Below are 25,484 nucleotides of genomic sequence, written 5' to 3' on the forward strand. Positions count from 1 at the left end.
ATGTTATCCGATTTTGGAATAGTTTTACTGGCTCTTATTTTCGCAGCGTTAGCTATACTACTGGTATTAGGTATTTCGTGGTTATTTCGACCCAAAAAACCTACCGTAGAAAAGCTCATGACCTATGAATCCGGCGAAGACCCCATCGGCAATGCAAATATCAGGTTCAACATACGTTTTTATGTAATAGCCTTGATTTTTATATTGTTCGATGTCGAACTGGTTTTTCTGTTTCCATGGGCTACTGTCTTCGGAAATAGCAATTACATTCAGCAAAGCAATGGGCTTTGGGGCTGGTTTACTTTAGCCGAAATGTTCATTTTTATTCTTGTACTGGCTCTAGGATTAGCTTACGTTTGGGCAAAAGGGCATTTAGAATGGGTAAAACCAGAAATAAAAACCCCGAAGATTAAAAGTAAGATACCAATGAATATGTACGAAAACGTGAACAAAAAGTACTCTGAAAATGAATTTTGAAACCCTTGATAAGGACGTACATATTAAAACAGGAGAGAGCGAAGTTATTCTTACTTCGATCGACGAACTAGCCAACTGGGCAAGAGCCAATTCTATCTGGCCTATGGGCTTTGGGCTGGCGTGCTGTGCCATTGAAATGATGGCAACTTATGCCTCTAACTATGATTTGGAAAGATTTGGCGTTTTTCCACGAAACTCTCCACGTCATTCTGACCTGATGATTATTTCTGGTACGGTCACTTTTAAAATGGCCGACAGAATCAGCAGGCTTTACGAACAAATGCCCGACCCAAAATATGTTATTTCAATGGGTAGCTGCTCGAATTGTGGCGGGCCATATTGGGAACATGGGTATCATGTAGTAAAAGGTGTTGATAGAGTTATTCCGGTTGATGTCTATGTACCGGGTTGCCCTCCACGACCAGAAGCACTCATTGGCGGGATTCTGAAATTACAGGAAAAAATCAAAAGCCAGAAAATAGCAGACCTGAAAAAGTAGGCAACGCTTTATAATAAATTCAGAACGTGGTGTAAGTGTTACATCACGTTTTGTTTTCAGGAGACATAAGCGAAAAAAAACGCAGAAAAGTAGTATATTGCGAAACATTTCCGAATACTATCCAATCTATTTTTTGTCTCATGAAGACTATTATTTATGTTATAATTGCAGGAACTCTCCTATTCCTTTCCTCATGCAGTAAAAGTGGCACCAAAGCTCTTGAAAGAGGCGATTTTTATGAAGCTGTTTTACAGGCTACTGAAAAACTACGCAAAGACAGCGACAACAGTAAATCTTCAGCCGTATTACCCGAAGCCTACCGAAACGCCCAACGGGAATTTCTCAGAGACATCGACCATGCCAAAAATGCCAATCAGCAATTTCGTTGGGAAGCAGTGTTAAACTATTACACTAAACTCAACAATATGCAGGATGCCATTGATAAATGTACTGCCTGCCGCAGGTTGGTTACTCCTCAAAGCTATTACCGCGAAGAAGAAGAAGCGCGTGAAAACGCAGCCGCCGAACGCTATGCCGTAGCCAGCGATTTAATGAAACGCCCTAGCCGAGAGTCAGCCAGAATGGCTTATAATCATTTTGAGCAGCTAATGTCGTTTGCTCCTAATTACCGCGATACCCGCGACCGCATGGAAGATGCCCTCAACGTAGCATCGTTACATGTAGTACTAGAGCAACCCAAACTTAACTCACGCCTTTTTCAATATAGCAATGATTATTTTCAAGGACAAATCGACGATTTCCTTCGTAATAACCGCCGTATGAATAAATTTGTACGTTTTTACTCACCGCAGGAAGCCAAGTCGGTTAAACTCGTACCTGACCAAGTAGTAAGACTCGAATTTCTGGACTTTGTAGTGGGTGAAACCAATGTACAAACCGACCGCCTGAAAGTTACCAGCAAAGACAGTGTTAAAACTGGCGAAGCCACCATTAACGGCAAGAAAGTACCCGTTTATGATAAAGTAAGTGCGCAACTGATACGCTCACATAAGGCTGTTCGTTCAAGGGGAATATTATCGCTCGAAATCTTCGATTACCAAACCAACCGTGCGCTCTCAAGAGAAGAAATTCCCGGAGAATTTACATGGGTTAACGATTGGGCTACTTTTAACGGCGATGAAAGAGCCTTAAGCCCTGCCGATAAAGCCTTAGCACAACGCCGTGAAGAGCTACCACCTTCGCCACAACAATTATTCATAGAATTTACCAAGCCTATATATTCGCAGGTGACAAGTAAAATCAAGCGTTTTTATGAACGGTACTGATACATTTTTATCTGCCTTCTGATAAACCAAAAGCCTGCTCGTACAGTCAGAACATTAGAAACACAAAACACCGAAAAACTATGTTTACCCGTCGTCACGCGCTTAAAACTTTGGCACTTGGAAGTGCCACTACCCTATTTTCGCCGGATGTACTTCTGGCATCTGTTGCTAAAAAGAAAGATAAACTAGGCATTGCACTGGTAGGTCTGGGTTATTATAGTACCGATTTACTGGCTCCGGCCTTACAAATGACCGAAAAATGTTATCTGGCCGGTATTGTAACAGGTACTCCCGAAAAAGCGGAGAAATGGAAAAAACAATATAATATTCCTGATAAAAACATTTATAACTATCAGAATTTCGACTCAATAGCTAACAACCCCGATATTGATGTGGTATACGTAGTGTTGCCGCCTAGTATGCACCGCGAATACGTAGTGAGAGCCGCTAAAGCAGGTAAACATGTGTTTTGTGAAAAACCAATGGCAACTTCGGTAAGTGATTGTATTGCCATGATAAAAGCTTGCAAAGACAATAAAGTTAGTCTGGCAATCGGGTATCGGTGCCAGCATGACCCCAACACGCAGGAGTATATGCGTATTGGCCGAGAAAAGATATATGGAAAGCCGATGATGATTGCTTGTGGAGCCGGATATGTAGATAACAGAACTACCCACTGGAAACAGAAAAAAGCACTAGGCGGAGGTTGTATGCCCGACATGGGTGTATATGCCTTGCAAGGGGCAAGACTAGCAACCGGCGAAGAACCTATCAGCGTAACTGCTCAAGCCCATGTTAACAGACCAGAGATTTACAAGGAAGTGGAAGAAACCATGCTTTTTCAACTTGAGTTTCCGAGCGGTGCCTTAGCAGCTTGCCATACGAGTTTTGGTATTCAGATGAACTACTTACAAGTGAACTATGAAAAAGGCTGGCTAAAAATGGAGCCTTTTTCGGCTTATGGTGGTAATAAGGGTAGCCATTCGGGTGGTATCATTGATTTTCCGATAAAAAATCAGCAGGCCAAACAGCTAGACGAAGATTGTATGGCCTTAATGAACGGAACCAAACTAATAGCCCCTGGTGAAGAAGGACTGAAAGACATAACTGTAGTAGAGGCAATTTATAAAGCTGCCAAAACCGGAGGTACTGTAAAAATATAATAAAAGCACTTTTTAAAGCCACGAAAGCCATCTCAATGAGGTGGCTTTCTTTTTTTGTATCATCGCCAATTAAATCAATTTCACAATTGCAACATTGTAACATATTTAGTTTTATCTAAAATTTTATTTAGAAATATTTTGAAAATTAATTTTACTATTCTAATTTTGAAAAGAATTACATGAGAACTTACACATACTATTATGAGAAAGCTATTTACTACTATTATTTATATAGGTATTTACAGCATAAAATCAGCATTTGCAGGGGAAATAAAAGGCACTATCGTTTCAAAAGATAAGCCTGTAAGTTTTGCCAATGTTATAATCATGAATACTAACATTGGCACACAAGCCAATGAAGATGGGAAATTTACCTTAACCCATGCACCTGACGGCAAACAAACCATTCAGGTTACAAGCGTTGGTTATAAAACTAAATTGCTTACAGTACATATATCAGCTGAAAAATCAAATAATCTTCTTATTGAAATAGAAGAAGAAAATACGCAGCTAAACGAAGTGGTAGTAACAGGCACCATGAAAGAAACAACCGTTAATGAGTCGCCTGCGCCTATCCAGATTCTGAACCCCACTTTTTTCAGGAAGAATCCGACCCCAAGCCTCTTTGAATCTCTTTCAATGGTAAATGGCGTTCGGCCACAGCTTAACTGCAATGTTTGCAATACCGGCGACATCCATATAAACGGCATGGAAGGCCCCTATACTATGGTTTTAATTGATGGAATGCCCATTGTATCGGCTTTATCTTCGGTTTATGGGCTAAGTGGCATACCCAACTCAATGGTTGAAAGAATTGAAGTCATGAAAGGCCCAGCCTCAACATTATATGGGTCAGAAGCTGTGGGGGGGCTTATTAACGTCATTACCAAAAGCCCGGCGAAAGCTCCAAGATTTAATTTCGACTGGAATTCGACTAGCTATCTGGAAAATAATTTCGATGCCAGCATTAAAGCTAAAATAGGCAACGCTACTACTTTGTTTTCAGGCAATTATTTTGTTTTCGGAAATAGAGTGGATATTAATCAGGATAATTTTACGGATGTAACGCTTCAAAACCGGATTTCTTTATTTAACAAATGGTCGTTTGCACGTAAACACAACCGCTTATTGAGTCTGGCAGCCCGCTATGTTTACGAAGACCGTTTCGGAGGTGAAATGCAGTGGCAGAAAAGTAATCGTGGTGGTAGCGAGGTCTACGGAGAATCTATCTACACCAAACGTTGGGAACTACTGGGGAGTTATCAGTTACCCATAGATAAGGAAAAAATTACTCTTAATTTTTCGATTAACCAACACGACCAGAACTCGGTCTATGGTGCTACTACCTACCTTGCCTTACAGCGCATTTTTTTCGGACAACTGTTATGGGACAAAAAATTAGGTAAAAACCATGATGCGCTCATGGGTGCCACCATTCGGAATACCTACTATGACGACAACACGCTTATTACACAGCTTTCAGACCTTAGTAATGCCCCTGACAAAATCTGGCTTCCGGGTGTTTTTATTCAGGACGAAATTACTGCCGGTACTAAAAACAAGTTTTTAGTGGGGCTACGATATGACTACAACTCAAAACATGGCAATATTTTTTCGCCCAGATTTAACTGGAAATTATCGCCTGATAAAAATAATATTTTCCGTTTAAGTGTCGGAAATGGGTATCGGGTTGTCAATCTTTTTTCAGAAGACCACGCCGCTCTTACGGGTTCTCGCAAAGTAATAATTAAAAATGCTTTGCAGCCTGAGCGTTCTTACAACACAAATCTGGATTATCAGCATTTTTTTACCTTTGGTAAAGGCCATGGAAATATTCAGATGAACGCCTTTTACACTTATTTTTCTAATAAAATCATTGCCGATTACGACCAAGACCCCGAATTGGTTGTGTATGATAACCTTAAGGGACATGGTATTTCAAAAGGGTTAGCATTTAATGGAGAATTTGCCTTTACTTCCGGCCTGAAAGCCTTTATGGGGGCTACATTAATGGATGTTTACAGAATAGAAAGCGATGGCACAAAAATTAATCAGATACAAACTCCTCATTTTACTGGTAATTACTCGATAAGCTACTCTTTTGAAAAAATACAACTCACCTTCGACCTGACCGGAAATATTTACAGCCCTATGCGCTTGCCGGTAGTTCGCCAGTACGGCGATACTCGCCCCGAATACTCGCCGTGGTTTGGGTTACACAACATACAAGCAACCAAACGTTTAAAAAATGGTTTACAGTTGTATGGTGGTATAAAAAACTTTACGAACTTTTTGCCAAAGTACCCTATTTTCAGAGCCGATGCCCCTTTTAGCGAGCAATTTGATCCTAGTTATAATTATGCTCCTCTGCAACGTATAAGGGGCTTTATGGGGTTACGATTGAATATTTTCTAAGTTCTTCTTTTACTCAACTATTGTTTTTTATATTTTTCCATAAAAAACAACTTTACAACCTATGCCTATCATATTTATCTTTTTTTGTTTTTTGCTGTTACTTCAGCATAGTCAAGCTCAGGAAATAAACCCTTTTAAACCTGACGATACAGAGCCTAAGCCTGTGAAAAACATGAAGCTACGCTGGCATGATGAGTTTAATAAAGACGGAAAGCCAGACCCCTATTTATGGAAATATGAAAATGGCTTCGTCAGGAATCAGGAATTACAGTGGTATCAGCCAGATAATGCTACTTGCCAAAATGGTGTTCTACTGATTGAAGGCAGAAAAGAACACCTCACAAACCCCAATTATGTGGCTGGCAGCAGCGACTGGCGTACGAACAGAGAATATATCGAATATACATCGAGTAGTATTCAGACCAGAGGATTTAAACAATGGCAATACGGGCGTATAGAAGTAAGAGCCCGCATTGATACTGCCATGGGTGCATGGCCTGCCATCTGGACATTGGGTGTAAACGGACAATGGCCCTCGAACGGAGAGGTTGATATTATGGAATTTTATCGGGTCAAAAACGCACCTACTATTCTGGCTAATGTGGCATGGGGGACCGATAAACCTTATATAGCGAAATGGGATGAACAAAAAATTCCATTAGCTTACTTTATCGAGAAAGATAAAGACTGGCCTGCAAAATTCCATCTATGGCGCATGGACTGGGATAATGATTCTATCAGACTTTATCTGGACGATGAATTAATAAATAGTACCTCTTTAGCCGAAACCATTAATGCCGATGGAAGTAACCCTTTCAGGCAAGAACAATACCTTTTATTAAATCTTGCTATTGGTGGAAATGGTGGTACTCCACGCAATGCCCTTATAAAATATGAAGTAGACTACGTAAGGATATATCAAAAGGCAGATTAACAGCATCTGCCTTTTAAGTTATACTTTGTAGCTTCTGTGAGCATCAAGTTTCAGGAAGATAAATAACAACATCGTGAACGACCACAACGACGACCCCCCATAACTCAGGAAGGGAAGCGGAATACCAATTACAGGCATCAAGCCAATGGTCATACCGATATTTACAAATAAATGGAAAAACAAAATAGAAGCTACACAATAACCATAAATACGGGCAAATTTGCTTCGCTGTTTTTCGGCCAGATTAATGATTCTATTGAGCAGTGCCGCAAAAATCAGGATTACGATTAAACTCCCAACAAAGCCCCACTCCTCGCCTACTGTACAAAAAATAAAGTCGGTCGATTGCTCTGGCACAAAGTCAAATTTGGTTTGAGTTCCTTGCAGATAACCTTTTCCGATTATACCTCCCGAACTGATGGCAATTCTTGACTGTGTTACGTTCCAACCTGCTCCTAACGGGTCAGAGTCAGGGTTTACCAATACCTGAATCCGTTTTTGCTGGTGTGGCTGCAATACCTTTGTAATGAAAAAGCCTGTTCCGAAAACAAACATGGAAGCCAATACAAATACCCCTACTAACCTGATAAGGTTCTGTTGGGTTCGTTCATAACGTTTCAGAAACAAGTACCAGAACAGCCCACACAAAACAGCCAACCCAATCATAATAAATACCGGATTAGGCACAAACAGCGTAACCACAAATAAAATAGCCAGCGCAATGCCTAAAGCCGGATAAATTCCGGGTAAGCCTTCTCTGTAAAATACAGCTACGAAAGCAGCAAATGTAAGTGCCGAACCTGTTTCTTTTTGTAGAATGATAATAACAGGCGGCAAAAATACCATTACCCCAGCAACGATGGCATCGCGGAAGCGGGTAATATTAACGTTCTGTGTACTTAAATATCTGGCCAGAGCTAAAGCCGTAAATACTTTTGAAAACTCGGCAGGCTGAAACGAAAAAGTACCTATCTTTATCCAAGACCTTGAGCCTTTAATCTCGGTTGCGAGAAATATGGTTCCTATGAGTAGCAGAATAACGAGTCCGTAAAATATATAGGCAAAGGAGTCGTAAACCTTATAATCTACAAACAAAATTATGAGAATCAGTATAAAAGATGCTCCTATAAATATCAGCTGCCTTCCTGCATTATGCGAGAGCGAAATAATCTCAATCGGGTTTTCGGGGTTGTATACAGCCGCATAGATGTTCAGCCAGCCAAACAACACTAAAGCTGCATAAAGCCAAACGGTAGTCCAGTCAATTCCTTCTCTAATATCAATATCACGTGCCATGTTATTTTGTGTTCTTAGGTGCTAGTATTTTTTCTTTAGGAGTTATTATATCTGCTTTTACTGATTTTGGTATTTCTTTCTTAGGGCTTTCAGGTATTTTATCTGTTTTTTTAGGTTCGGCTATATTCGCTTTCATTTCGGCACCCTTACCTGCCATTGCTTCTACTGTTTTTATACTTGTGTTCATCATTCTTTCTTTCAGGGCAATTCGTTCAACTTTACGTTTCAGGTATTTTTCAATCATGAGCGTAGCAATTGGGGCAGCAAACGAGCCTCCGAAACCTGCATTCTGAACCATCACTGCAATGGCAATTGTAGGGTTTTCACGCGGGGCAAAGGCAATAAACACCGAATTGTCTTTACCTTTTTTATTCTGCGAAGTACCTGTTTTACCACATATTGCAATGCCCGGCACAATTCCGGCTCCACCACTAACCGTACCACGCTCAACGGCATCCTGCATTCCTCCGATAATACTTTCAAAATGCCTTGTATCTATGCCTGTCTGGTGTACCTCTTGTAAAGAAGGTTTTACTCCTTTTGATACCTGCCCCACACCTTTTACCAGATGGGGGGTTATCCAGTAGCCTCTGTTAGCAATAGTAGCCGCCAGATTGGCCATCTTTAACATATTTACAGAAACTTCGCCTTCACCTATACTTAACGAATAAATATTCGAAAACTTCCATTGGTACTCCCCATAACGTTTATTATAATATTTTACGTTAGGTAGCAAGCCCGATGACTCTGAGGGTAGGTCGATACCCAATTTTTGTCCATACCCGAACTTAGACATCATTTCATGCCATTTTGAGAGCATAACGGGTGCTTCTTTAAACGGATTCGTTTCGTTGCCCATTGACATGGTTTTCCTGAACACATGATAAAAATATGGGTTGCAAGAAAAACGCACAGCATTATGTAAATCGTTGGGGGAACCCGAATGCACGTGGCATTTTACCGGAGCACCACCCAACGGAAAAGCCGTTGAGGGTTCAATAGCCCCTAATTGCAAAGCCACAAGTGCTTGCACGAGTTTAAATGTTGACCCCGGACGGAAAAAACCCGTTGCCACACGGTCGTTTAAAGGTTTATCAGGATTTCTGTAAAGTTCCTTAAAGTTTTTAGCAAACTGTTTCCCTGATAACAGATTAGGGTCAAAGTACGGATACGACCCCATAGCCAGAATCTCACCGGTTTTAGGCTCAATGGCTACTGCACAGCCTGTTTTACCTTGAAATAGGCTATCAGCCAGTTGCTGAATTTCCACATCAATTGTCGTATAAAGGTTTTTACCTATCACAGCCAGCGTATCATATTCCCCAGCAGCATAAGAGCCTTTATCTTCTCCCTTTACGTTCATCATGGTAAACTTTACCCCTCTTCGCCCACGCAATTCTGATTCATACTGTTTTTCAAGCCCTGTAATACCCACGTAGTCGCCGCTTCTATAATATTCTACTACTTGTGCTTCAAAGTCTTTTTTGCTGATTTCGCCTATATAACCCAAGGCATTGGCCATGGTATGTGCAGGATAAGTCCGAAAGAATGACAACTCAAATGAAAATCCTGAAAAATGCACCATAGCGTCAGACACCCGCCCAAAATCTTCTTTGGATAATTGTCTTAAAAACAAAGATGCTCGTCTGGGAGAATAGGTTTTTGCTACGTGCATGGTGCTATCAAAAAAACCTCTGGTTATGCCAAACAAACGGCAGAATGTAACGGTATCGATATTTTTAACCTTGTTGGGGGTTACATACATATCATAAACATCTACATTCGCTACTAGTAGCTTGCCATTACGGTCATATATCTGCCCACGCAAAGGTATTTGAACCTCTTTTTTTATAGCATTAGTAGACCCCAATGTTCGGTATTTGTCATCTATAACCTGAAGGTATAACAGCCTGAAAAGGTAAACCCCACAGATAATAAAAAAGAAACCCAAAATAATTTGTTTACGGTCTTGGAACATACATCAGGAATGACAAAATATCAGAGTAAAGCACGTTATTCAGCAAAATTTTATAGTTTTCACTTTCTCTAACAAAGTTCTTGAAAAAACAAGATAAAAACATATTTCTGAGTAAGAAAAAGATGTTTTTTTTTTGAAAAGGTTTTTCTTGAAATAAGATTAGAAATATTTTAAGGAATTATACGATTTTTGTAATAAGAATATAAAAACGGACGAAAAATGGTTTACAATATCACAGATTTAGAAGAGATTGCGAAGAAAATTATCGCTGATGCAGGTGGAAAAACTATCTGGATATTTGAAGGTGAGATGGGTGCCGGTAAAACAACCCTGATTAAAGCAATATGCAAGCAATTAGGCGTATTGAGTGCCGTACAAAGCCCTACTTTTTCAATTGTGAACGAGTATCTTACAGAAACTGGCGATACTGTTTATCACTTTGATTTTTATCGCCTCAAACGTGAATCCGAAGCCCTTGATTTTGGCGTAGAAGAGTATTTTGATTCGGGAAATATATGCCTCTTGGAATGGGCCGAAAAAATAGAATCTCTTTTGCCAGATAATTGTTTTACCATAGAAATTGAAGTTATTAATGAAAATAGCCGAAATTTGCGTTTACATTAATACCAAAGCAAAAATAGCATAAAAGTTACTAGCCTATGACTGGTCAATCTGTTTCTGAACTAGCGCGCCAAACAATACTTTACACACAAGAATCACCGGCAGCCATAAAAAAAGGCAAGAGAAGCCTTTTTATTGGCTTACCTCGCGAAATATCCTTACAGGAAAGCCGTATTGCGCTAACCCCCGAAGCCGTGAGCCTGCTGGTTAAAAACGGGCATGAAATATTGGTCGAAAACGGTGCTGGAGAAGCAGCCAAATTCTCGGACAATGAGTACAGCGAAGCCGGAGCCAGAATTGTATATTCGCAGGAAGAAATTTTTCAGGCCGATATTATTCTGAAAATTGAGCCACTCACCGAAAAAGAAATAAGCTACCTAAAAACTGACCAGACTGTTATTTCGGCCTTGAATATCCCGAATCTGGATAGAAAATATTTTGAACGCCTCAACGAGAAACGAATTACAGGGATAGCCTTTGAACTGATACAGGATAAAGTGGGGGGATTCCCGATTATCAGGGCCATGAGCGAAATAGCGGGTAATACGGTTATGCTCGTAGCTGCCGAACTTTTAAGTAGTGTACACAATGGCAGGGGTATCATTCTGGGTGGTATTACGGGAGTTCCGCCTACAAAGGTGGTTATTCTGGGTGCCGGAACAGTAGGCGAATATGCCGCCAGAGCCGCCCATGCGCTTGGTGCCGAAATTAAGGTTTTCGACCAGCATATCTATCGTTTGCAACGCATAAAATATACTATCGGACAACAGATTTTCACTTCAATTATTGACTCTGAAACGCTCACAGACGCGCTCGTAAGAGCAGATGTGGTAATTGGGGCCATGCGCGCAGAAGATAGCATTTCGCCTATGGTGGTAACAGAAGATATGGTTTCCCGCATGAAAACGAACTCAATCATTATTGATGTCTCGATAGACCAAGGCGGGTGTTTTGAAACCTCCGAAATGACCAACCACAAACAGCCTACTTTTCAGAAATATGGTGTAACCCATTATTGCGTGCCCAACATTGCCTCACGGGTGGCACATACGGCCAGCATAGCTTTAAGCAATGTGTTTACACCTTTTTTACTAAAAACAGGCAATGTAGGTGGTATTGAGGAAATGATTTTTGCTAAACAATGGTTTACTAAAGGAGTATACAGTTATAAGGGAAGCTTAACGAACCTTCCTATTGCGCAGCGTTTTAATCTCCGCTACAAAGATTTAGGACTATTAATTGCAGCACGAATGTAGTATTTGATTTAACCCAGCAAATTTTATGATTAATCATTCAAACGAAAATACGATTCTGGACGACGCAAACTCGCCGGAATTAGATAACAAAATAATGGGTCGGATTTCAGAAGACTTTGTTACAGTAGCCGACCACCTGAAAGAAGCCTCTTACCAAATCAGAAAACGCGGGTTCTCAGAATATCCGATTTTTGTACTTACCAAAATTCCGACCGAAGTAGGTCAGTTATTATTTGGCCGTAGTGATTTCAAAACCAAGTTCGACTACAAAGCATCTTTTCTGGATGAGTTTGTTCAGCGAAAACTTATTGGGGAAGAATCCATCGAATTATTTAAAGAAAACTACAAAAACCCCGAAGAATATTGCTGCCTTTTTGTGATTGAAGATAATTTCGCAGGTTTTGTATTTGTACCTTTCCCGGAAGACTAAGCCTTAAAACACTATATTGTCGATAAGCCTTACTCCGCCCAGAAAAGCGGCAATACAAATAGCCGTTTTATCTGGGCTATTTATCTGACCGATAGGCATAAGGGTATCAAAATCGGCTATTTCCAGATATTCCAGTTCAAATTCGGGGTAATTTTTAAAATAAGCTACCGCGTGTGCGTGTGCTTCAACCGACGAAGCCCCTGCCTGTAATTGTGCCTTCGTTAAGTTCAGAACTTTATAAATATGTGGTGCCAACGCGCGGGCTTCTACCGAAAGCCGCATATTTCTTGAAGACATTGCCAGCCCGTCGGCTTCGCGCAAAGTCGGGCATGGAATAATTTCGAGGTCAAAACTTAAATCATATACCATCTGGCGTATTACTGCTACTTGTTGCAGGTCTTTTAGTCCGAAATAGGCTTTATCAGGCTTTACAACATGAAACAGTTTTGACACAACAATACCTACGCCGTTAAAATGCCCCGGGCGGAATTTCCCTTCCATGACGGTTTCCAGATTCCCGAAATCGAATTTAAGTTTTGGTAGGTTATGATACATTTCTTCGGCAGATGGGGCAAATACTACCTCGCAACCTGCTGCCTGAAGCAACTCACAGTCTTTTTCGAGTGTTCGGGGATATTTCTTTAAATCTTCTGGATTATTAAATTGTGTAGGATTTACAAAAATGCTGCAAACGCTTATATCGTTTTCTTTTTTTGCTTGTTCTATCAAAGAGATATGCCCTGCGTGTAAGGCCCCCATAGTAGGCACAAAACCGAGGGTTTTCCCTGATTTTTGTTGTGTTTTAAGGTAGTTTTGTGTTTCAGAAATAGTGTAGAAAATCTGCATTAGCTAAATGGGTCAATGATAAAATCGGCTCGGTTGAGCCATATAGTGCCAAATTTAACAAAACAAATTATTTCTTTACCAACATTTTGATTAAATCGGCAGTAATAGGCTTAGGAATATACCCTATGATAATAGGATATTGCTTGGCTTTTTCTTTATCAACCGGATTAGACGACGACGACAGCACAACTATTTTGGTATCAGGAAAACTGGGATAGACTTTTTGTATAAATTCATCCAGAAACTCCCACCCATTCATTACAGGCATATTTAAGTCAAGAAAAACAAGCTCAGGAGGAGCCACTTTTATTTCCGAATGCAGCAAATTATAATAGTAATCGAGTGCTTCTTTTCCGTTAGCAGCTGTAATTACTTCTTTAGCAAAAGATGCTTTTTCAGTGACCATTTTAATAAGCATCAATGTTGTTTCATCATCATCAATGCAAAGTAGTTTTTTTATCATTTCTTATTTTCTAAATTTTAAAATGAATTTTGTACCCACATCAACCTTACTTTCAACATCTATACTACCGCCCAGACTTTCTAACTGAGATTTTATCAGATACAAGCCCATGCCTTTACTATTGGGGCGGTCATGAAATTTCTGATAAAGGCCAAATATTTTGCCCTTATGCCGCTCTACATCAAGCCCTATGCCGTTATCTTCAAAAGTTAACTGAATATGCTCTTTCATTTCTCTGGAAACGACTTTAATTTCCAGTTTGCGGTTATAAGAACGATATTTGATAGCATTTGTAAGCAAATTCAGGAAAATACTTTCCAGATAGGTTTCATTAAAAAAAACGTTTGGTGCTGCGCTAAACTGCATAGTAATTTGCGCGTCGGCCTCAATTATCAGATTTTCTATCTGCACCGTTGTTTGTTTCATCATTTTAGCAAAAGGTATATCCTTTTGCTCTATTTTATCGCTGTCTCTGATTATCAGAATTTTCGTAAGGTCATTAATGGTATCGTTGAGCAGGCTTGTTGATGTTTTGAATCCTTGAATAATCTGACTCAAAATTGGGTTTTCAATCGGAATTTCGTCTATTATCTTCAAAAAACCTATCAGGTTCGATAACGGAGCCTTAAAGTTATGAGAAGTAATATAAGAAAAATGGCGTAAATCCTGATTACTATGGTTTAGCTCTTTTATGAGTTGTTCTCTTTCAATTTCCCGATGTTTACGTTCTGTAATATCCCGCTGTATGGCAATCCAGTGTGTATAAATCCCTTTCTCATCACTTACAAGGGCCGTTGAAAGGTTTATCCAGAACTCTTCACCGTTTTTCTTGTAATTAATGAGTTCCATCTCGCATGATTCCCAGTTGTCGAGGCTCTTTTTGAGACGGTCCAAGTCAGCCCTATTGGTGTTTGGTCCCTGCAAAAATCTTGGATTCCGCCCTATTACCTCCTCTCTTGTATATCCAGTCATGTGAGTAAAGGCATCGTTTACATACACTATTTTAGGCCCGGGTTCCTCAATAGGCCAAGCCTCTGTAATTAAAACAGCATCAGTTGCATTAGTTATGACCGATTCCAGTAAGCGAAGCCTGATTTCTTCTTCTTTCTGGCGGGTAATATCCTGCATAGCTCCAATCATCCTGACGGGGTTATGGTCGTTATCAACTATAATAAAGCCCCTGTCGAGTACATATTTATAGGAGCCATCGGCACATTTAAACCGATATTCAAGCTGGATATTGGTCTGTTTTTTTTCAAGAACATCGTTTAATGTAGTAGTTATTTTTTTCAGGTCGTCAGGGTGTATGCTTGTTTCCCACCAGTTTTGTACATCTCTGATTTGCAGATACGATAACGGATAACCAAAAATCTTTTGAATACCTTTGTTATAGCTTATCTTATCGTTAATAATGTCGAAATCCCAAATGATATCGCTGGTGGCTTTTGCTACAATGTCGTATCGTTCTTTAGAAACTTTGACTTTCTCGCTAGCTTGCCGGTTTTCAAACAAAACTCCTAACAAATTAGCTGCTCTTTCAATAAAGTTGACCTCGTATTGCTTGGGCGTTTTTTTATTGCTATAATAAGTAGCAAAGCTCCCGATTATTTCACCATCGCTTTTTTTAATAGGAACAGACCAACAGGCTTTCAGCGGATACTCTTGCACTATATGCTGATAGTCTTCCCAGAGAGGGTCTGTTTCAATATCGCTTACAATAACTGTTTTACCTGTGTACATAGCAGTACCGCATGACCCTGCTTTAGGCCCGATTTCAAGCCCTTCGATAGCGGCAATATATTTAGCTGGCAGAGAATAACCCGCCAGGTGTATGGCAGTTTTATTATCTTTTAACTGCAAAATTGAACAAAAAGAATTCGGAATCAGTTGTTCTGTGGCGTTTACCAGTGTTTCCAGAATGGCTATGAGGGTAATGCCTTCGGTAGCATTAAGAGCATATATTTCTTTTTCGATAGCCAGAATTGTCTCCTGATATTTTCGGGTAGTAATATCCTGCATAGCCCCAAGAATCCTGACAGGCTTATGGTTTTCATAAATAATAGAGGCTCTGTCATAAATATAGGCATAGTTACCATCATCTTTTAAAAAGCGGTATTCAGACAACCACTGGCTGTTTGCCTGTGCCATTGCGTCTTCAAGTTCTTTCAATACCCTTTCTTTATCATCTTCATGGAGGCGGTCTTCCCAGAAATCTGTTGTCAGGTATTCGTTCACTACCTGATACCCAAAGAGTTTATGGTACCCATTGCCTGCAATAAATGTTTTGCCTGTTTCTAAATCATAGTCCCAGATGGCATCGCTGGTAGCCTGTGCTACGGCTTCGTAACGTTCGTTGGTATGTTGTAGTTGTGTTTCGTATTCGATACGTTTACCGATGTCTCTTGAGTTTGAAACGATACCCCCCACAGCGGGGTCTTCCAGCAGATTGGTAATGGTAGTTTCAAGCCATACCCAATGCCCGTCGGCGTGTCTGAAACGATACGGCATAATTTCAACACTTTTATGCAAGCCAACCGTTTTTATTACTTTGGCAATACGGCTCAAATCGTCTCTACAAATAAAGCTGAGTACTTTTTTATTGAGTAAGTCGTTAGGCTGATACCCCAGAATAGTAGCATGGTTGGGGCTGATATAACGAAAAATCTTTTCTTTGTCGATAATCGTTATCAGGTCGCCACCTTCTTGCACGAGGGCCTTAAAACGTTGTTCGCTCAGCTTTAATGCAGTTTCAACTTTCAGTTTTTCTGTTATATCGGTTGCTAATACTAATCTGGCACGCCTACCGGCAAAATCAATTATGTTTCCTTCAATTTCTACGTAAATAGCCTCACCATTCTTTTTCAGATGCGTCCATACCTTCTTTATGCTTTTTCCGGTATCTTTTATTTGATTAATGGTATCCATCACTTCCGGCAAGTTTTCTTTCGGACGAATATCCATGATATTCATGCTCAGTAATTCTTCCCTTAAATAGCCGTAGTGCTTAAGAGTAGCCTCATTTACATCAAGAAACTGCAAAGTTTCTAAATCATATACCCACATAGGAACGGGGTTCAGATGAAACAGTTCCTTGTATTTTTTTTCAGATTCTATTAATGAAGTATTGATTTTTTTACGTTCAATGCTATAAAGTGTACTTTTTGTGAGTAACGATGAGTTGAGTTCGTCTTTCAGTAAGTAATCTGCTACCCCGAGTGATAAACTTCTGATACCAAAGTCTTTGTCAGAATACCCAGTTAATACAATTACGGGTATGTCGCCTGCTACCTTTAAAACTTCGCTGACAAGGCTTTCGCCACTTCCGTCAGGTAAACTGAGGTCTAACAAAATAGTATCAAAACGAGCATTGGCTAAGAGAGTATCTTTAAACTCAGCCAATGTTCTTGCATGGGAGATATTATGTTGAAATGAATCATCTGCGAGATATTCTTCTATCAGGATATAATCACCGATGTTATCTTCAACTATCAGAATATTTAACTGTTTTGTAAAAAAAGACATCTAAATAGGCTTTACTTTGGGTAATTCAACAATTGATATCCAAAAATTTTCAATAGATGACACTACTTTCAGGAAATCGTTGGCCTCTATCGGTTTGGTTATATAGCAGTTCACATAGTTTTTATATGACTGGTAAATATCTTGCTCAGAAGAGGAAGTAGTAAGCATGATAACCGGAATATGCTTGATTTTATCATTTGCTTTAATATTAATTAGTACTTCATGCCCATTCATTTTGGGTAAATTCACGTCAAGCAAAATTAAATCTGGGCTTTCTGCGGTAGTATATTTACCTTTTTTTTCCAGAAACTGAATAGCTTCCCAACCGTCTCTGACAATACTTAATTTATTAGAAATTTTGCTTTCATTGAAAGCTTCGGTTGTGAGAAAGACATCGCCTTCGTTGTCTTCTACAAGTAAAATATGAATAGATTTCATAAGAGTTAGGAGGTATAAATGAATCAGTTAAATAAGTATTATACCATTGATTATCAATTATTTATTTAGATACCAATATTTATACTCAATTGTTTAATCCAATTTCAATTTTAAAAATTATTTTTTAATTATAAAATGAAATGTACTACCTTCTCCGTATTCAGACTCGACCCATATTTTACCATTGTGGTTCTCTATGATTTTCTTACAAATGGCTAAACCTATGCCTGTACCAGCGTATTCTTCCCGATGGTGCAATCGTTGGAAAAGTACAAATATTTTCTCAAAAAACTTATCTTCAATACCTATTCCATTGTCTGAAATAGAAAAATACCAATTTTCTGGGCTATCTGACGACTGAATTTTAATATATGGGGCAAGGTCTTTTTTTCTGTATTTAATGGCATTGGATATTAAATTCTGCATTACCTGATGCAGGGGTAATCTGGCACCATAAACAGTAGGCAGGTCTTCCCATTCAATGACTACACTTTCATCTTTTAGCAGATAGTTCTGTACTACCTCGGTTACAACTTCATTCATATCTACCCACTCGTATTCATATTCTTTACGGCTTACTTTTGAATACCTGAGCAAATCCAGAATGATGGTTCGCATCCGGCTGGCCCCGTCTACGGCATAATAAATATACTGTTGGGCTTTTTCATCGAGTTGTTGTTTATATTTTTTTTCGAGTTGAGTCAGAAAACTTGTAACCATTCGCAGAGGTTCCTGCAAATCGTGCGAGGCAATGTAAGCAAACTGCTCTAACTCTGCATTTGTGGAAGCTAGTTGCTCGGCCCGTTGATTCAGACTTGCATTCAAGCCTATGAGATGATGCTCGCTCCTTTTGCGTTGAGTAATGTCGTTTATCTGAATAATTAAATGGAGTGGCTCGCCGTATTTATGCTTTACTAAAGACACCGCAATATGTACCCAGATAAGGTATTTATCTTTATGAAAATATCGTTTTTCTACCTGATAGGTATCACGTTGGCCACTCATGAGTTCGGCCAGATAATAGGCATCTATCTCGTAATCATCGGGGTAGGTAATTGAATAAAAAGTCTGGCCAATTAGTTCGGCTGAGGTATATCCTGTTATTTGGCATAAACTCTCATTAACTGCGGTAATTTTCCCCTCTAAATCTACAATAGACATTCCTATGGCTGAAAACTGGAACGAGGCCCTGAATTTTTCTTCACTTTCAATGAGGCTATCCTGCAAGATTTTCTGCTGGGTGATGTCTCGCACATAACAAGCCAGCCCTGTGGTTTCGTTGTTAATAATAATAGGATTTACCCGTATTTCTATCCAAGAGTTTGTAGCACCCAGTAGTTCGGTAATATAAATTTCTTCTTTGAAATGCTTTCCCTCCATTCCTTTCTCATAAATTGTTCGCCAGAAATCCAGATACCGTTTATCGAAGAAATTATCCATTAACAGATTATCACCCGGAACAATCATAACGCCGGTTGTATTCCGCATTGACTCAATAAAGGCTTTATTACCGGCTATTAACCTGAAATCTTTGCTTACACTCCAGATTAAATCTTCTGTATTATTAATGAGGGCTTCTTTATCGCGGCGTTCAAATTCTTTTTCCTGCTCTGCCAGTACTTTTGTAGTAACATCTCTGAAATTATTAACGATACCCCCTATGGCCGGTTCGTGCAACATATTAATAATGATACCTTCGAGCCATCGCCAAGTACCATCTTTGTGTAAAATTCTGGCCAAACGCCCAACTATGGGCACACCCGGCTGGCTCATCATGGTTTCCCAGTCTTTTTGCATTTCAGCCTTATCGTCGGGGTGGGCAGAGGCAAACAAACTCAGATTCATGGCTTCTTCCACCGTGAAACCCAACACTTTTTCGATAGACGGCGAAATGTAAATGGGTTTGCCTTCCAATGACAAAACAGCAATACCGTCGGCTCCGTGTTCAACAAGACTTGCAAAGCGTTTTTCTCTTAATTTCAGTTCTTCTTCTGCCTTTTTTCTGGCCGAAATATCAATAATAAAAGTACTGATTTTTTGTTTCTCGCTGTCGCCATAGATGATTGATGAAAACTCACACAGGAAACGCTTTCCGTTCTTATGAACACCTATCAGTTCGCCTTTTATTTGTCCGGTTTCTTCTCTTTCACGTTCATATCTGGCAAAGGTTTCTTTATCATCTACTACTATATCTTGCCATTTTAGTTGCTTAAACTCTTCGTGGGTATAGCCGAACATTTCGGTAGATGTTTTATTAACATCCAGTATGGAGCCGTCTAGTCGGCTAAAGAAAAAACCATGCAAAGCATTTTCTATGATAGAATGATATTTTTCTTCGCTTTTACGGAGGGCTATAAGCGTATTTTTAGAATCTGTTATATCGAAAGAAGAAACAAAAACACCAATTATTTTTCTGGAATTATCATAAATGGGCTTAAATTTATTAATGAAGAACCTGATACTGCCATCGGGAGTTTTTGTTTGTATTTCGGTTTCGCAAATTTCACCCTGCAAAACATCCTGATATAGTTTTCTTACTATTTCGATTCTTACTGGCTGTACATACTCGAGGATACTCTGACCTTTTTTAATATTTATACCAAAATAGTAATCATATAACTCCTTAAATTTATTGTTGTAGGTAACTACATCCAAGCTAGTATCAACTACCAGTAAGCATTCTTCGGTATTTACCATCAATAATTCGAGCCGTTCTTCTAATTCTTCCAAGTGTTTTTGCTTAGTTAAAGAATCAGAAAGCGGCTTTTTAGCAAGGCTATCAGATTTTCTCATCTTATGTTGAGCTAAGGAATGGCTCTTAATAGTTTCCTGTTTCATTGTACAATAGCAAAAGTTTAATTACCGTAAACAAAAACCATACTAGATATAGCATAAAAGCGCAGAAATTATATTTAATACTCTGCGCTTTTATTCTTTACCAAGTTCACTCAAATTTTTTACAGAATTTTACCAGAAACCATACCCACAGATAAAACCCTGATTATCATAATCAATAGAAATTTCAACCTTTGTTTCAGACCTGCTACTTAGCAAAGATACTTAGCGTAATCAGCAAAAGTAACGCTAGCATCTATATGTAAGCAACCGATATTTTATTGAATACAAGTTAGTAAACAATATTTATTTCTCAATAAATTTCTTCAATAACTCTAACTCGTCGGTACCTATAAAATCAACATCTAATTTTTTCAGCGTAGCAAAAGCAAGGGTAGTATTCGGAGTTCCCCATAGCCTTACACGCTTGCCTTTAGCATGGTTACTCATGACAAAAGCTCTTATGTTCTGGTAGGTTTCTTCTGGCAACTCTTCCTTGCCGTTCCAGTATTTACCAAAATCCATAAAGCTGGCACTTACGAGGTCAACACGGTCGAACGATTTGCCCGGGTATTCGGTGTTGCGGCGGCCATCAAAGAAAAAAACGTTGTCATATTGTTCAAATTCTTCGGGCTTAGGCATATCTCCACTTATGGTAATATGTACGTGTCTGAGTTGTTTTTTATGGTGCTTAAACAACTTCTGTAATACGGTTAGTATTTGCTTGCCGTCTTTTTTGAGGTCGAGCAACAGATATAAGTCTTTCTGGTTAGGGTATGGATACCCCTTGTTTTCTTTTATTTTAGCCAAAAGGGGTTTCCAGTATAGGGTTTTAAATGTTCGTTTTCTGTTAATATCTTTCCAATTATGGGCTACATATATTTTACCGTTTTTGATATAAAGGTCGGCCTCAATTGAATCAAAGCCCAGATTATACGCAGCAAAAAAAGGCTCTTTCTGCTCATAGTCATTATGCGAATGTATAAGCTGCCCAAAAACCTGATTGCTCAAAAGCAAACAACTAAAGATTACGAATCTGATATTTTTCTCCATAAGTGTTAATCCAATTTAAGAGTTTATGTACGTCATCCTGTTTAAATAATTGCGTTCCTTCGTTCATGGTTGCTGCCGACCCACACGCTACACCCCAATGCAACATTTTTGATACACTTTTACCTGCCGAAAGTGCCCATACCATTCCGCCAACCATACTATCGCCAGCCCCAACTGTACTTTTTTTCTGCACAGGTGGGGCCGGAATATGTTCACAAATATCTTTTGTTACCAATACAGCACCCTGCGCCCCTAGCGAAACAACCATTATTTCGCATTTACCTTTGTTTATTATCTCACGGGCGGCATCGTCCACTTCATTTATTTCGAGCGATTCGGCTTTTACAAGTCTGGCTAATTCTCCTACATTTGGTTTCAGTAAAAATACACCTTTATCAATGGCTCTTTCGAGTGGTGTACCCGAAGTATCCACAATTAATTTTGCACCTATATTAGTGGCAATAGTTGCTACTTTTTCATAAAAATCATCTTCCAATCCTGGCGAAAGGCTCCCACTTGCCACCAGAAAATCAGGTTTTGTTTCTTCAAGGGCAGTTAGTATAGCTTGGGCTTCATCGTCTGTTATTTCAGGGCCGGGCATTCCAAACCTGTATTGCGCATTTGTAAGCGTATCAACGGCAATAAAGTTTTCACGCGTCCAGCTTTTAGTCTTGATAGTTTTATAATCAATTCCTTCTTTTTTTACGAGTTCTTCCAGTAATTCACCAGAAGCCCCTCCTACTGTAAAAACTGCCAGTGAGTTTCCGCCGAGGCGTGCAATGGCTTTTGAAACGTTAATGCCCCCACCACCTGCATCGAAATGCGGGGTTTCACACCTTATTTTCTGTTCTGCCACTAATCCGGCAAAATGTGTACTTTTATCAATAGCCGGGCTTACGGTTAGCGTAACAATTTTATTTCTTTTCATAGCATTCTGGATTTAATCATTTTCTAGTTCTCTTATCAGGAAGCCCTTCTCGTGGGTGATAACTTCTGAGGGTTTCCTGCAAAAAGGTTCTATCAAGGTGTGTATATATTTCGGTAGTGGTAATCGACTCATGCCCAAGCATTTCTTGTACAGCGCGTAAGTCGGCGCCACCTTCAATTAAATGTGTAGCAAATGAATGTCTGAAAGTATGGGGCGATATGTTTTTGTGAATACCCGCACGTTCGGCTAATTCTTTAATAATCAGGAAAATCATGACGCGTGTCAGTTGTTTTCCCCGACGATTCAAAAAAACGATGTCTTCGGCCTCAGGATGAATATCGAGATGATTCCTGATGTTTTCAAGATAAATTCTGGTATATTTTATGGCATCACGGCCAATAGGCACCAGACGTGTTTTATTACCCTTACCAATTACCCGTACAAAACCAATATCAAAATAGCAATTGGTTAGCTTTAGTTCTGTGAGTTCTGAAACCCGCAAGCCGCAGCTATACAGAACCTCCAGAATAGCTCTATTTCGCACGCCTTCGTTGGTTGATACATCAATCATGTCCAGCATTGATTCTATTTCGGGGAACGATAACGTATCGGGTAATTTACGCCCTATTTTAGGGGCTTCGGTTAATTGTGTGGGGTCAATGTGAATGAGGTTTTCGAGTGCCAGATATTTGTAGAACGACTTAATACCTGACAAAATACGGGCTTGAGAAGTAGGTGTTAAGCCAAACTGATTAATGTAGGCCAGAAAATCAGAAATATCTTTTTCATTGATGCCCTCAGGCCCGGGTTGATGATTAAGCATCTGGGCAAACTGGCTCAGTTTTTCAACATCTCTCAGATAAGCCTCAATCGAGTTTTCTGACATCGACCGCTCAAGTCTGAGATAGTTTTTAAAGTGTTGAATATAAATTGGCCAATTCAAAACAGTAATCGATAAACAGTGAATCGTTTTTTGTAACTTGCCGTAAAAATACTGAATCATTCTATCAATCGCCTTTCCGATGAAAAAAATTATTATTATTAACGGCCCTAACCTTAACTTACTTGGCAAAAGAGAACCACATATTTATGGAAGCCAGACTTTCGAGGCATATCTGGAGGAACTTAAACAACTTTTTCCTACCGTAGAACTACACTACTACCAGTCGAACCATGAAGGAAGTATCATAGATAAAATTCATGAAATTGGTTATGGGCTTATCACTTTTGATGGGCTTATTATCAATGCTGGAGCCTACACACATACTTCAATTGCTATTGCCGATGCTCTTTCGGCTATTCAAACCCCTGCCGTAGAAGTACATATTTCAAACATTCACGCACGCGAAAGTTTCAGGCATCACTCATACCTTACCAGCCGTTGCAAAGGCATGGTGTGCGGGCTTGGAGTTAAAGGCTATGAAATGGCTGTCAGGTATTTTCTTTAAAATACCTGCATACTCCCACGCTGGCACCTACCAATAGGCTGTAATTATTACCTATTGAGGCATTTATGCAAGCTGAAATATAGCTTTACGTAAACAATAGTGCTTGTTGGTGGTTTATTAGTTGCTTAGCAGGCTTAAAGCCAAGTTTGGTTTATACTTGACTGCCATAATTAGTGCGTACCTTTTACTAAAATATTCGCTCTAATTAGCTTTTAGGGGTATATTTTGGCTTAAAATCCGGCGGTTTCGGCTCATAATACATTTTTTGTTGAATAGTCGTCAAAAACGACTAATTTGTCGTTTATTTATACTGACAATCAGTTAAATCACTTACTTTCGTAAAAAAAAGTGATACTTTTTCGTTTGTATCATTATTGGGTTGTTTTATATAAGCTATATATATTCAATTAACATTTAATCCTAAATTACTCATCTCAAAATTTTAACATGCGTACCATACTTACTATTGTTGCAGTTGTTGTTGTTTTAGTGCTAGGCAAAATATTATTTTTCAAAAAACCGGAGGATAAAATGGGTGGTGGCCCAGGCGGTGGCGGAGCAGCAGCAGGCAAAGGTTCAGATAAAGGTAAAGCCGGAGGTCCAGGAGCTGGTGGCGGCCAACCTACGGCAGTGAATATATTTGTTACCAGTTTTCAGAAACTTGATAATTCGGTTACTTCACCGGGTACTGTTTTCCCTAACGAAGAAGTACAATTAATGCCAGAGGCTGCCGGCAGAATTACCGCCCTGAACATTAAAGAAGGAAGCCGTGTTGCAGCGGGGCAGGTAATTGCCAAAATTAAAGATACTGATTTACAAGCCCAATTGAAAAAACTGAATTATCAGATTGAGCTTGCCAAGCAAACCGATGCTCGCCAGAAGAAATTGTTAGAAATTAATGCCATTAGCCGTGAGGAATATGAAATTACCTCTAACAGTTTGAATACACTTGCGGCCGATAAAGAATTTATCGAGACCAGCATCGAAAAAACCATACTCAAAGCACCTTTCTCAGGCAAAATAGGCTTGAAAAACGTAAGTATGGGTGCTTACGTAACCACTTCTACAAGTTTGGCTACACTTGTGCAAACTAATCCGGTTAAAATAGACTTTACAATTCCTGAAAAATATTCAACACAGATTAAGTTAGGAACACCTGTAAAATTTGAAGTGGAGGGCCAGAACAATGTTTATACAGCCAATATTGCAGCCATTGACCCTAAAATTGACCCGAACTTGCGTACTTTGAAAGTAAGAGCAATTGCTCAGAACCCTAACGACAGGCTTATTCCGGGTATGTTTGTAAAAGTAACTGCCGATTTAGATATTTCGCAGGCAATCATGATACCTACCGAAGCCATTATTCCTGTACTGAAAGGTAAAAAAGTATATGTGATGCAGAACGGTAAAGTAGCCGAAAAAATGGTAGAAACAGGCTTACGTACCGATAAAAGTATTCAGGTTACTAGTGGGCTTGTACCCGGCGACTCTCTGGTTATAAGCGGTATTATGGCATTGAAAAAAGATGCTCCTGTTAAAGTTAAACAGGTTGTAAAATAAGGTATCAGCGTTGTTGAATTGAAACTTAAGAAAAAA

21 protein-coding genes are annotated in these 25,484 nt (G+C 39.4%); 11 read left to right on the plus strand and 10 right to left on the minus strand.

Annotated features, from left to right (window positions below; all coding sequences use genetic code 11):
- From WAA15_RS08930 to WAA15_RS08955, 6 genes are all read left to right on the plus strand, one after another.
- Complete coding sequence (locus tag WAA15_RS08930; RefSeq protein ID WP_337042384.1) at positions 1-477, plus strand: NADH-quinone oxidoreductase subunit A; 477 nt, start codon at positions 1-3, stop codon at positions 475-477.
- Positions 467-976 (plus strand): NADH-quinone oxidoreductase subunit NuoB, encoded by a 510-nt coding sequence (gene nuoB, locus WAA15_RS08935; protein WP_337042385.1) that lies wholly within the window; start codon positions 467-469, stop codon positions 974-976. Before WAA15_RS08930 ends, nuoB begins: the two co-directional genes overlap by 11 nt.
- A 140-nt stretch (positions 977-1,116) precedes the next feature.
- Complete coding sequence (locus WAA15_RS08940; protein ID WP_337042386.1) at positions 1,117-2,262, plus strand: hypothetical protein; 1,146 nt, start codon at positions 1,117-1,119, stop codon at positions 2,260-2,262.
- Positions 2,263-2,342: 80 nt separating this feature from the next.
- Positions 2,343-3,425 (plus strand): Gfo/Idh/MocA family protein, encoded by a 1,083-nt coding sequence (locus WAA15_RS08945; RefSeq protein WP_337042387.1) that lies wholly within the window; start codon positions 2,343-2,345, stop codon positions 3,423-3,425.
- A gap of 201 nt (positions 3,426-3,626) precedes the next feature.
- Complete coding sequence (locus WAA15_RS08950; protein WP_337042388.1) at positions 3,627-5,840, plus strand: TonB-dependent receptor; 2,214 nt, start codon at positions 3,627-3,629, stop codon at positions 5,838-5,840.
- Between the two features lie 61 nt (positions 5,841-5,901).
- Positions 5,902-6,774: a glycoside hydrolase family 16 protein gene (locus WAA15_RS08955; RefSeq protein ID WP_337042389.1), complete on the plus strand. Its 873-nt coding sequence runs from the start codon at positions 5,902-5,904 to the stop codon at positions 6,772-6,774.
- Between the two features lie 18 nt (positions 6,775-6,792).
- On the opposite strand, the gene rodA is transcribed toward WAA15_RS08955, so the two are convergent.
- Positions 6,793-8,070 (minus strand): rod shape-determining protein RodA, encoded by a 1,278-nt coding sequence (rodA, locus tag WAA15_RS08960; RefSeq protein WP_337042390.1) that lies wholly within the window; start codon positions 8,068-8,070, stop codon positions 6,793-6,795.
- Between the two features lies 1 nt (position 8,071).
- Positions 8,072-10,048: a penicillin-binding transpeptidase domain-containing protein gene (locus tag WAA15_RS08965; RefSeq protein WP_337042391.1), complete on the minus strand. Its 1,977-nt coding sequence runs from the start codon at positions 10,046-10,048 to the stop codon at positions 8,072-8,074.
- Positions 10,049-10,267: 219 nt separating this feature from the next.
- On the opposite strand from WAA15_RS08965, the gene tsaE reads away from it, so the two are divergent.
- Genes tsaE through WAA15_RS08980 form a run of 3 tightly spaced genes read left to right on the plus strand, consistent with a single transcriptional unit; the run spans position 10,268 to position 12,355 of the window.
- The gene (tsaE, locus tag WAA15_RS08970) at positions 10,268-10,672 is read left to right on the plus strand and encodes a tRNA (adenosine(37)-N6)-threonylcarbamoyltransferase complex ATPase subunit type 1 TsaE (protein ID WP_337042392.1); all 405 of its coding nucleotides are present in this window, start codon (positions 10,268-10,270) and stop codon (positions 10,670-10,672) included.
- A 35-nt stretch (positions 10,673-10,707) separates the two neighbouring features.
- Positions 10,708-11,925 (plus strand): alanine dehydrogenase, encoded by a 1,218-nt coding sequence (locus WAA15_RS08975; protein WP_337042393.1) that lies wholly within the window; start codon positions 10,708-10,710, stop codon positions 11,923-11,925.
- A 25-nt stretch (positions 11,926-11,950) separates the two neighbouring features.
- On the plus strand, positions 11,951-12,355 hold the full coding sequence (locus WAA15_RS08980) for a hypothetical protein (protein WP_337042394.1): 405 nt from the start codon (positions 11,951-11,953) through the stop codon (positions 12,353-12,355).
- Positions 12,356-12,358: 3 nt separating this feature from the next.
- Here the strand turns inward: WAA15_RS08980 and panC are convergent, their stop codons facing one another.
- The 8 genes from panC to xerD form a co-directional block, all read right to left on the minus strand.
- A complete protein-coding gene (gene panC, locus WAA15_RS08985) occupies positions 12,359-13,201 on the minus strand; it encodes a pantoate--beta-alanine ligase (protein WP_337042395.1) in 843 nt (280 codons plus the stop codon).
- 67 nt (positions 13,202-13,268) lie between these two features.
- Complete coding sequence (locus WAA15_RS08990) at positions 13,269-13,664, minus strand: response regulator (protein WP_337042396.1); 396 nt, start codon at positions 13,662-13,664, stop codon at positions 13,269-13,271.
- Positions 13,665-13,667: 3 nt separating this feature from the next.
- Positions 13,668-17,186: a PAS domain S-box protein gene (locus WAA15_RS08995; RefSeq protein ID WP_337042397.1), complete on the minus strand. Its 3,519-nt coding sequence runs from the start codon at positions 17,184-17,186 to the stop codon at positions 13,668-13,670.
- The gene (locus tag WAA15_RS09000) at positions 17,187-17,624 is read right to left on the minus strand and encodes a response regulator (protein WP_337042398.1); all 438 of its coding nucleotides are present in this window, start codon (positions 17,622-17,624) and stop codon (positions 17,187-17,189) included.
- 117 nt (positions 17,625-17,741) lie between these two features.
- Positions 17,742-20,417 carry a PAS domain S-box protein gene (locus WAA15_RS09005; protein WP_337042399.1) on the minus strand — a complete coding sequence of 892 codons (2,676 nt, stop codon included), beginning with the start codon at positions 20,415-20,417 and terminating at the stop codon, positions 17,742-17,744.
- 348 nt (positions 20,418-20,765) lie between these two features.
- Complete coding sequence (locus tag WAA15_RS09010; protein ID WP_337042400.1) at positions 20,766-21,512, minus strand: hypothetical protein; 747 nt, start codon at positions 21,510-21,512, stop codon at positions 20,766-20,768.
- A complete protein-coding gene (locus tag WAA15_RS09015) occupies positions 21,481-22,440 on the minus strand; it encodes a 1-phosphofructokinase family hexose kinase (RefSeq protein WP_337042401.1) in 960 nt (319 codons plus the stop codon). Before WAA15_RS09015 ends, WAA15_RS09010 begins: the two co-directional genes overlap by 32 nt.
- Positions 22,441-22,456: 16 nt before the next feature.
- On the minus strand, positions 22,457-23,383 hold the full coding sequence (xerD, locus tag WAA15_RS09020) for a site-specific tyrosine recombinase XerD (RefSeq protein ID WP_337042402.1): 927 nt from the start codon (positions 23,381-23,383) through the stop codon (positions 22,457-22,459).
- A gap of 79 nt (positions 23,384-23,462) precedes the next feature.
- Here xerD and aroQ point away from each other — a divergent pair, with 79 nt between their 5' ends.
- Entirely contained in the window at positions 23,463-23,888 is a 426-nt protein-coding gene (gene aroQ, locus WAA15_RS09025) for a type II 3-dehydroquinate dehydratase (protein ID WP_337042403.1), read from the plus strand.
- 447 nt (positions 23,889-24,335) lie between these two features.
- A complete protein-coding gene (locus tag WAA15_RS09030; RefSeq protein WP_337042404.1) occupies positions 24,336-25,448 on the plus strand; it encodes an efflux RND transporter periplasmic adaptor subunit in 1,113 nt (370 codons plus the stop codon).
- Positions 25,449-25,484 lie beyond the last annotated feature (36 nt).

This window comes from Emticicia sp. 17c (genome assembly GCF_037153985.1).
Lineage (GTDB): Bacteria > Bacteroidota > Bacteroidia > Cytophagales > Spirosomataceae > Emticicia.

Bases quoted from the DNA above. Each gene is read 5' to 3' on its own strand.
- WAA15_RS08930 (WP_337042384.1), top strand. From the start codon at position 1: ATGTTATCCGATTTTGGAATAGTTTTACTGGCTCTTATTTTCGCAGCG.
- nuoB (WP_337042385.1), top strand. From the start codon at position 467: ATGAATTTTGAAACCCTTGATAAGGACGTACATATTAAAACAGGAGAG.
- WAA15_RS08940 (WP_337042386.1), top strand. From the start codon at position 1,117: ATGAAGACTATTATTTATGTTATAATTGCAGGAACTCTCCTATTCCTT.
- WAA15_RS08945 (WP_337042387.1), top strand. From the start codon at position 2,343: ATGTTTACCCGTCGTCACGCGCTTAAAACTTTGGCACTTGGAAGTGCC.
- WAA15_RS08950 (WP_337042388.1), top strand. From the start codon at position 3,627: ATGAGAAAGCTATTTACTACTATTATTTATATAGGTATTTACAGCATA.
- WAA15_RS08955 (WP_337042389.1), top strand. From the start codon at position 5,902: ATGCCTATCATATTTATCTTTTTTTGTTTTTTGCTGTTACTTCAGCAT.
- rodA (WP_337042390.1), bottom strand. From the start codon at position 8,070: ATGGCACGTGATATTGATATTAGAGAAGGAATTGACTGGACTACCGTT.
- WAA15_RS08965 (WP_337042391.1), bottom strand. From the start codon at position 10,048: ATGTTCCAAGACCGTAAACAAATTATTTTGGGTTTCTTTTTTATTATC.
- tsaE (WP_337042392.1), top strand. From the start codon at position 10,268: ATGGTTTACAATATCACAGATTTAGAAGAGATTGCGAAGAAAATTATC.
- WAA15_RS08975 (WP_337042393.1), top strand. From the start codon at position 10,708: ATGACTGGTCAATCTGTTTCTGAACTAGCGCGCCAAACAATACTTTAC.
- WAA15_RS08980 (WP_337042394.1), top strand. From the start codon at position 11,951: ATGATTAATCATTCAAACGAAAATACGATTCTGGACGACGCAAACTCG.
- panC (WP_337042395.1), bottom strand. From the start codon at position 13,201: ATGCAGATTTTCTACACTATTTCTGAAACACAAAACTACCTTAAAACA.
- WAA15_RS08990 (WP_337042396.1), bottom strand. From the start codon at position 13,664: ATGATAAAAAAACTACTTTGCATTGATGATGATGAAACAACATTGATG.
- WAA15_RS08995 (WP_337042397.1), bottom strand. From the start codon at position 17,186: ATGTCTTTTTTTACAAAACAGTTAAATATTCTGATAGTTGAAGATAAC.
- WAA15_RS09000 (WP_337042398.1), bottom strand. From the start codon at position 17,624: ATGAAATCTATTCATATTTTACTTGTAGAAGACAACGAAGGCGATGTC.
- WAA15_RS09005 (WP_337042399.1), bottom strand. From the start codon at position 20,417: ATGAGAAAATCTGATAGCCTTGCTAAAAAGCCGCTTTCTGATTCTTTA.
- WAA15_RS09010 (WP_337042400.1), bottom strand. From the start codon at position 21,512: ATGGAGAAAAATATCAGATTCGTAATCTTTAGTTGTTTGCTTTTGAGC.
- WAA15_RS09015 (WP_337042401.1), bottom strand. From the start codon at position 22,440: ATGAAAAGAAATAAAATTGTTACGCTAACCGTAAGCCCGGCTATTGAT.
- aroQ (WP_337042403.1), top strand. From the start codon at position 23,463: ATGAAAAAAATTATTATTATTAACGGCCCTAACCTTAACTTACTTGGC.
- WAA15_RS09030 (WP_337042404.1), top strand. From the start codon at position 24,336: ATGCGTACCATACTTACTATTGTTGCAGTTGTTGTTGTTTTAGTGCTA.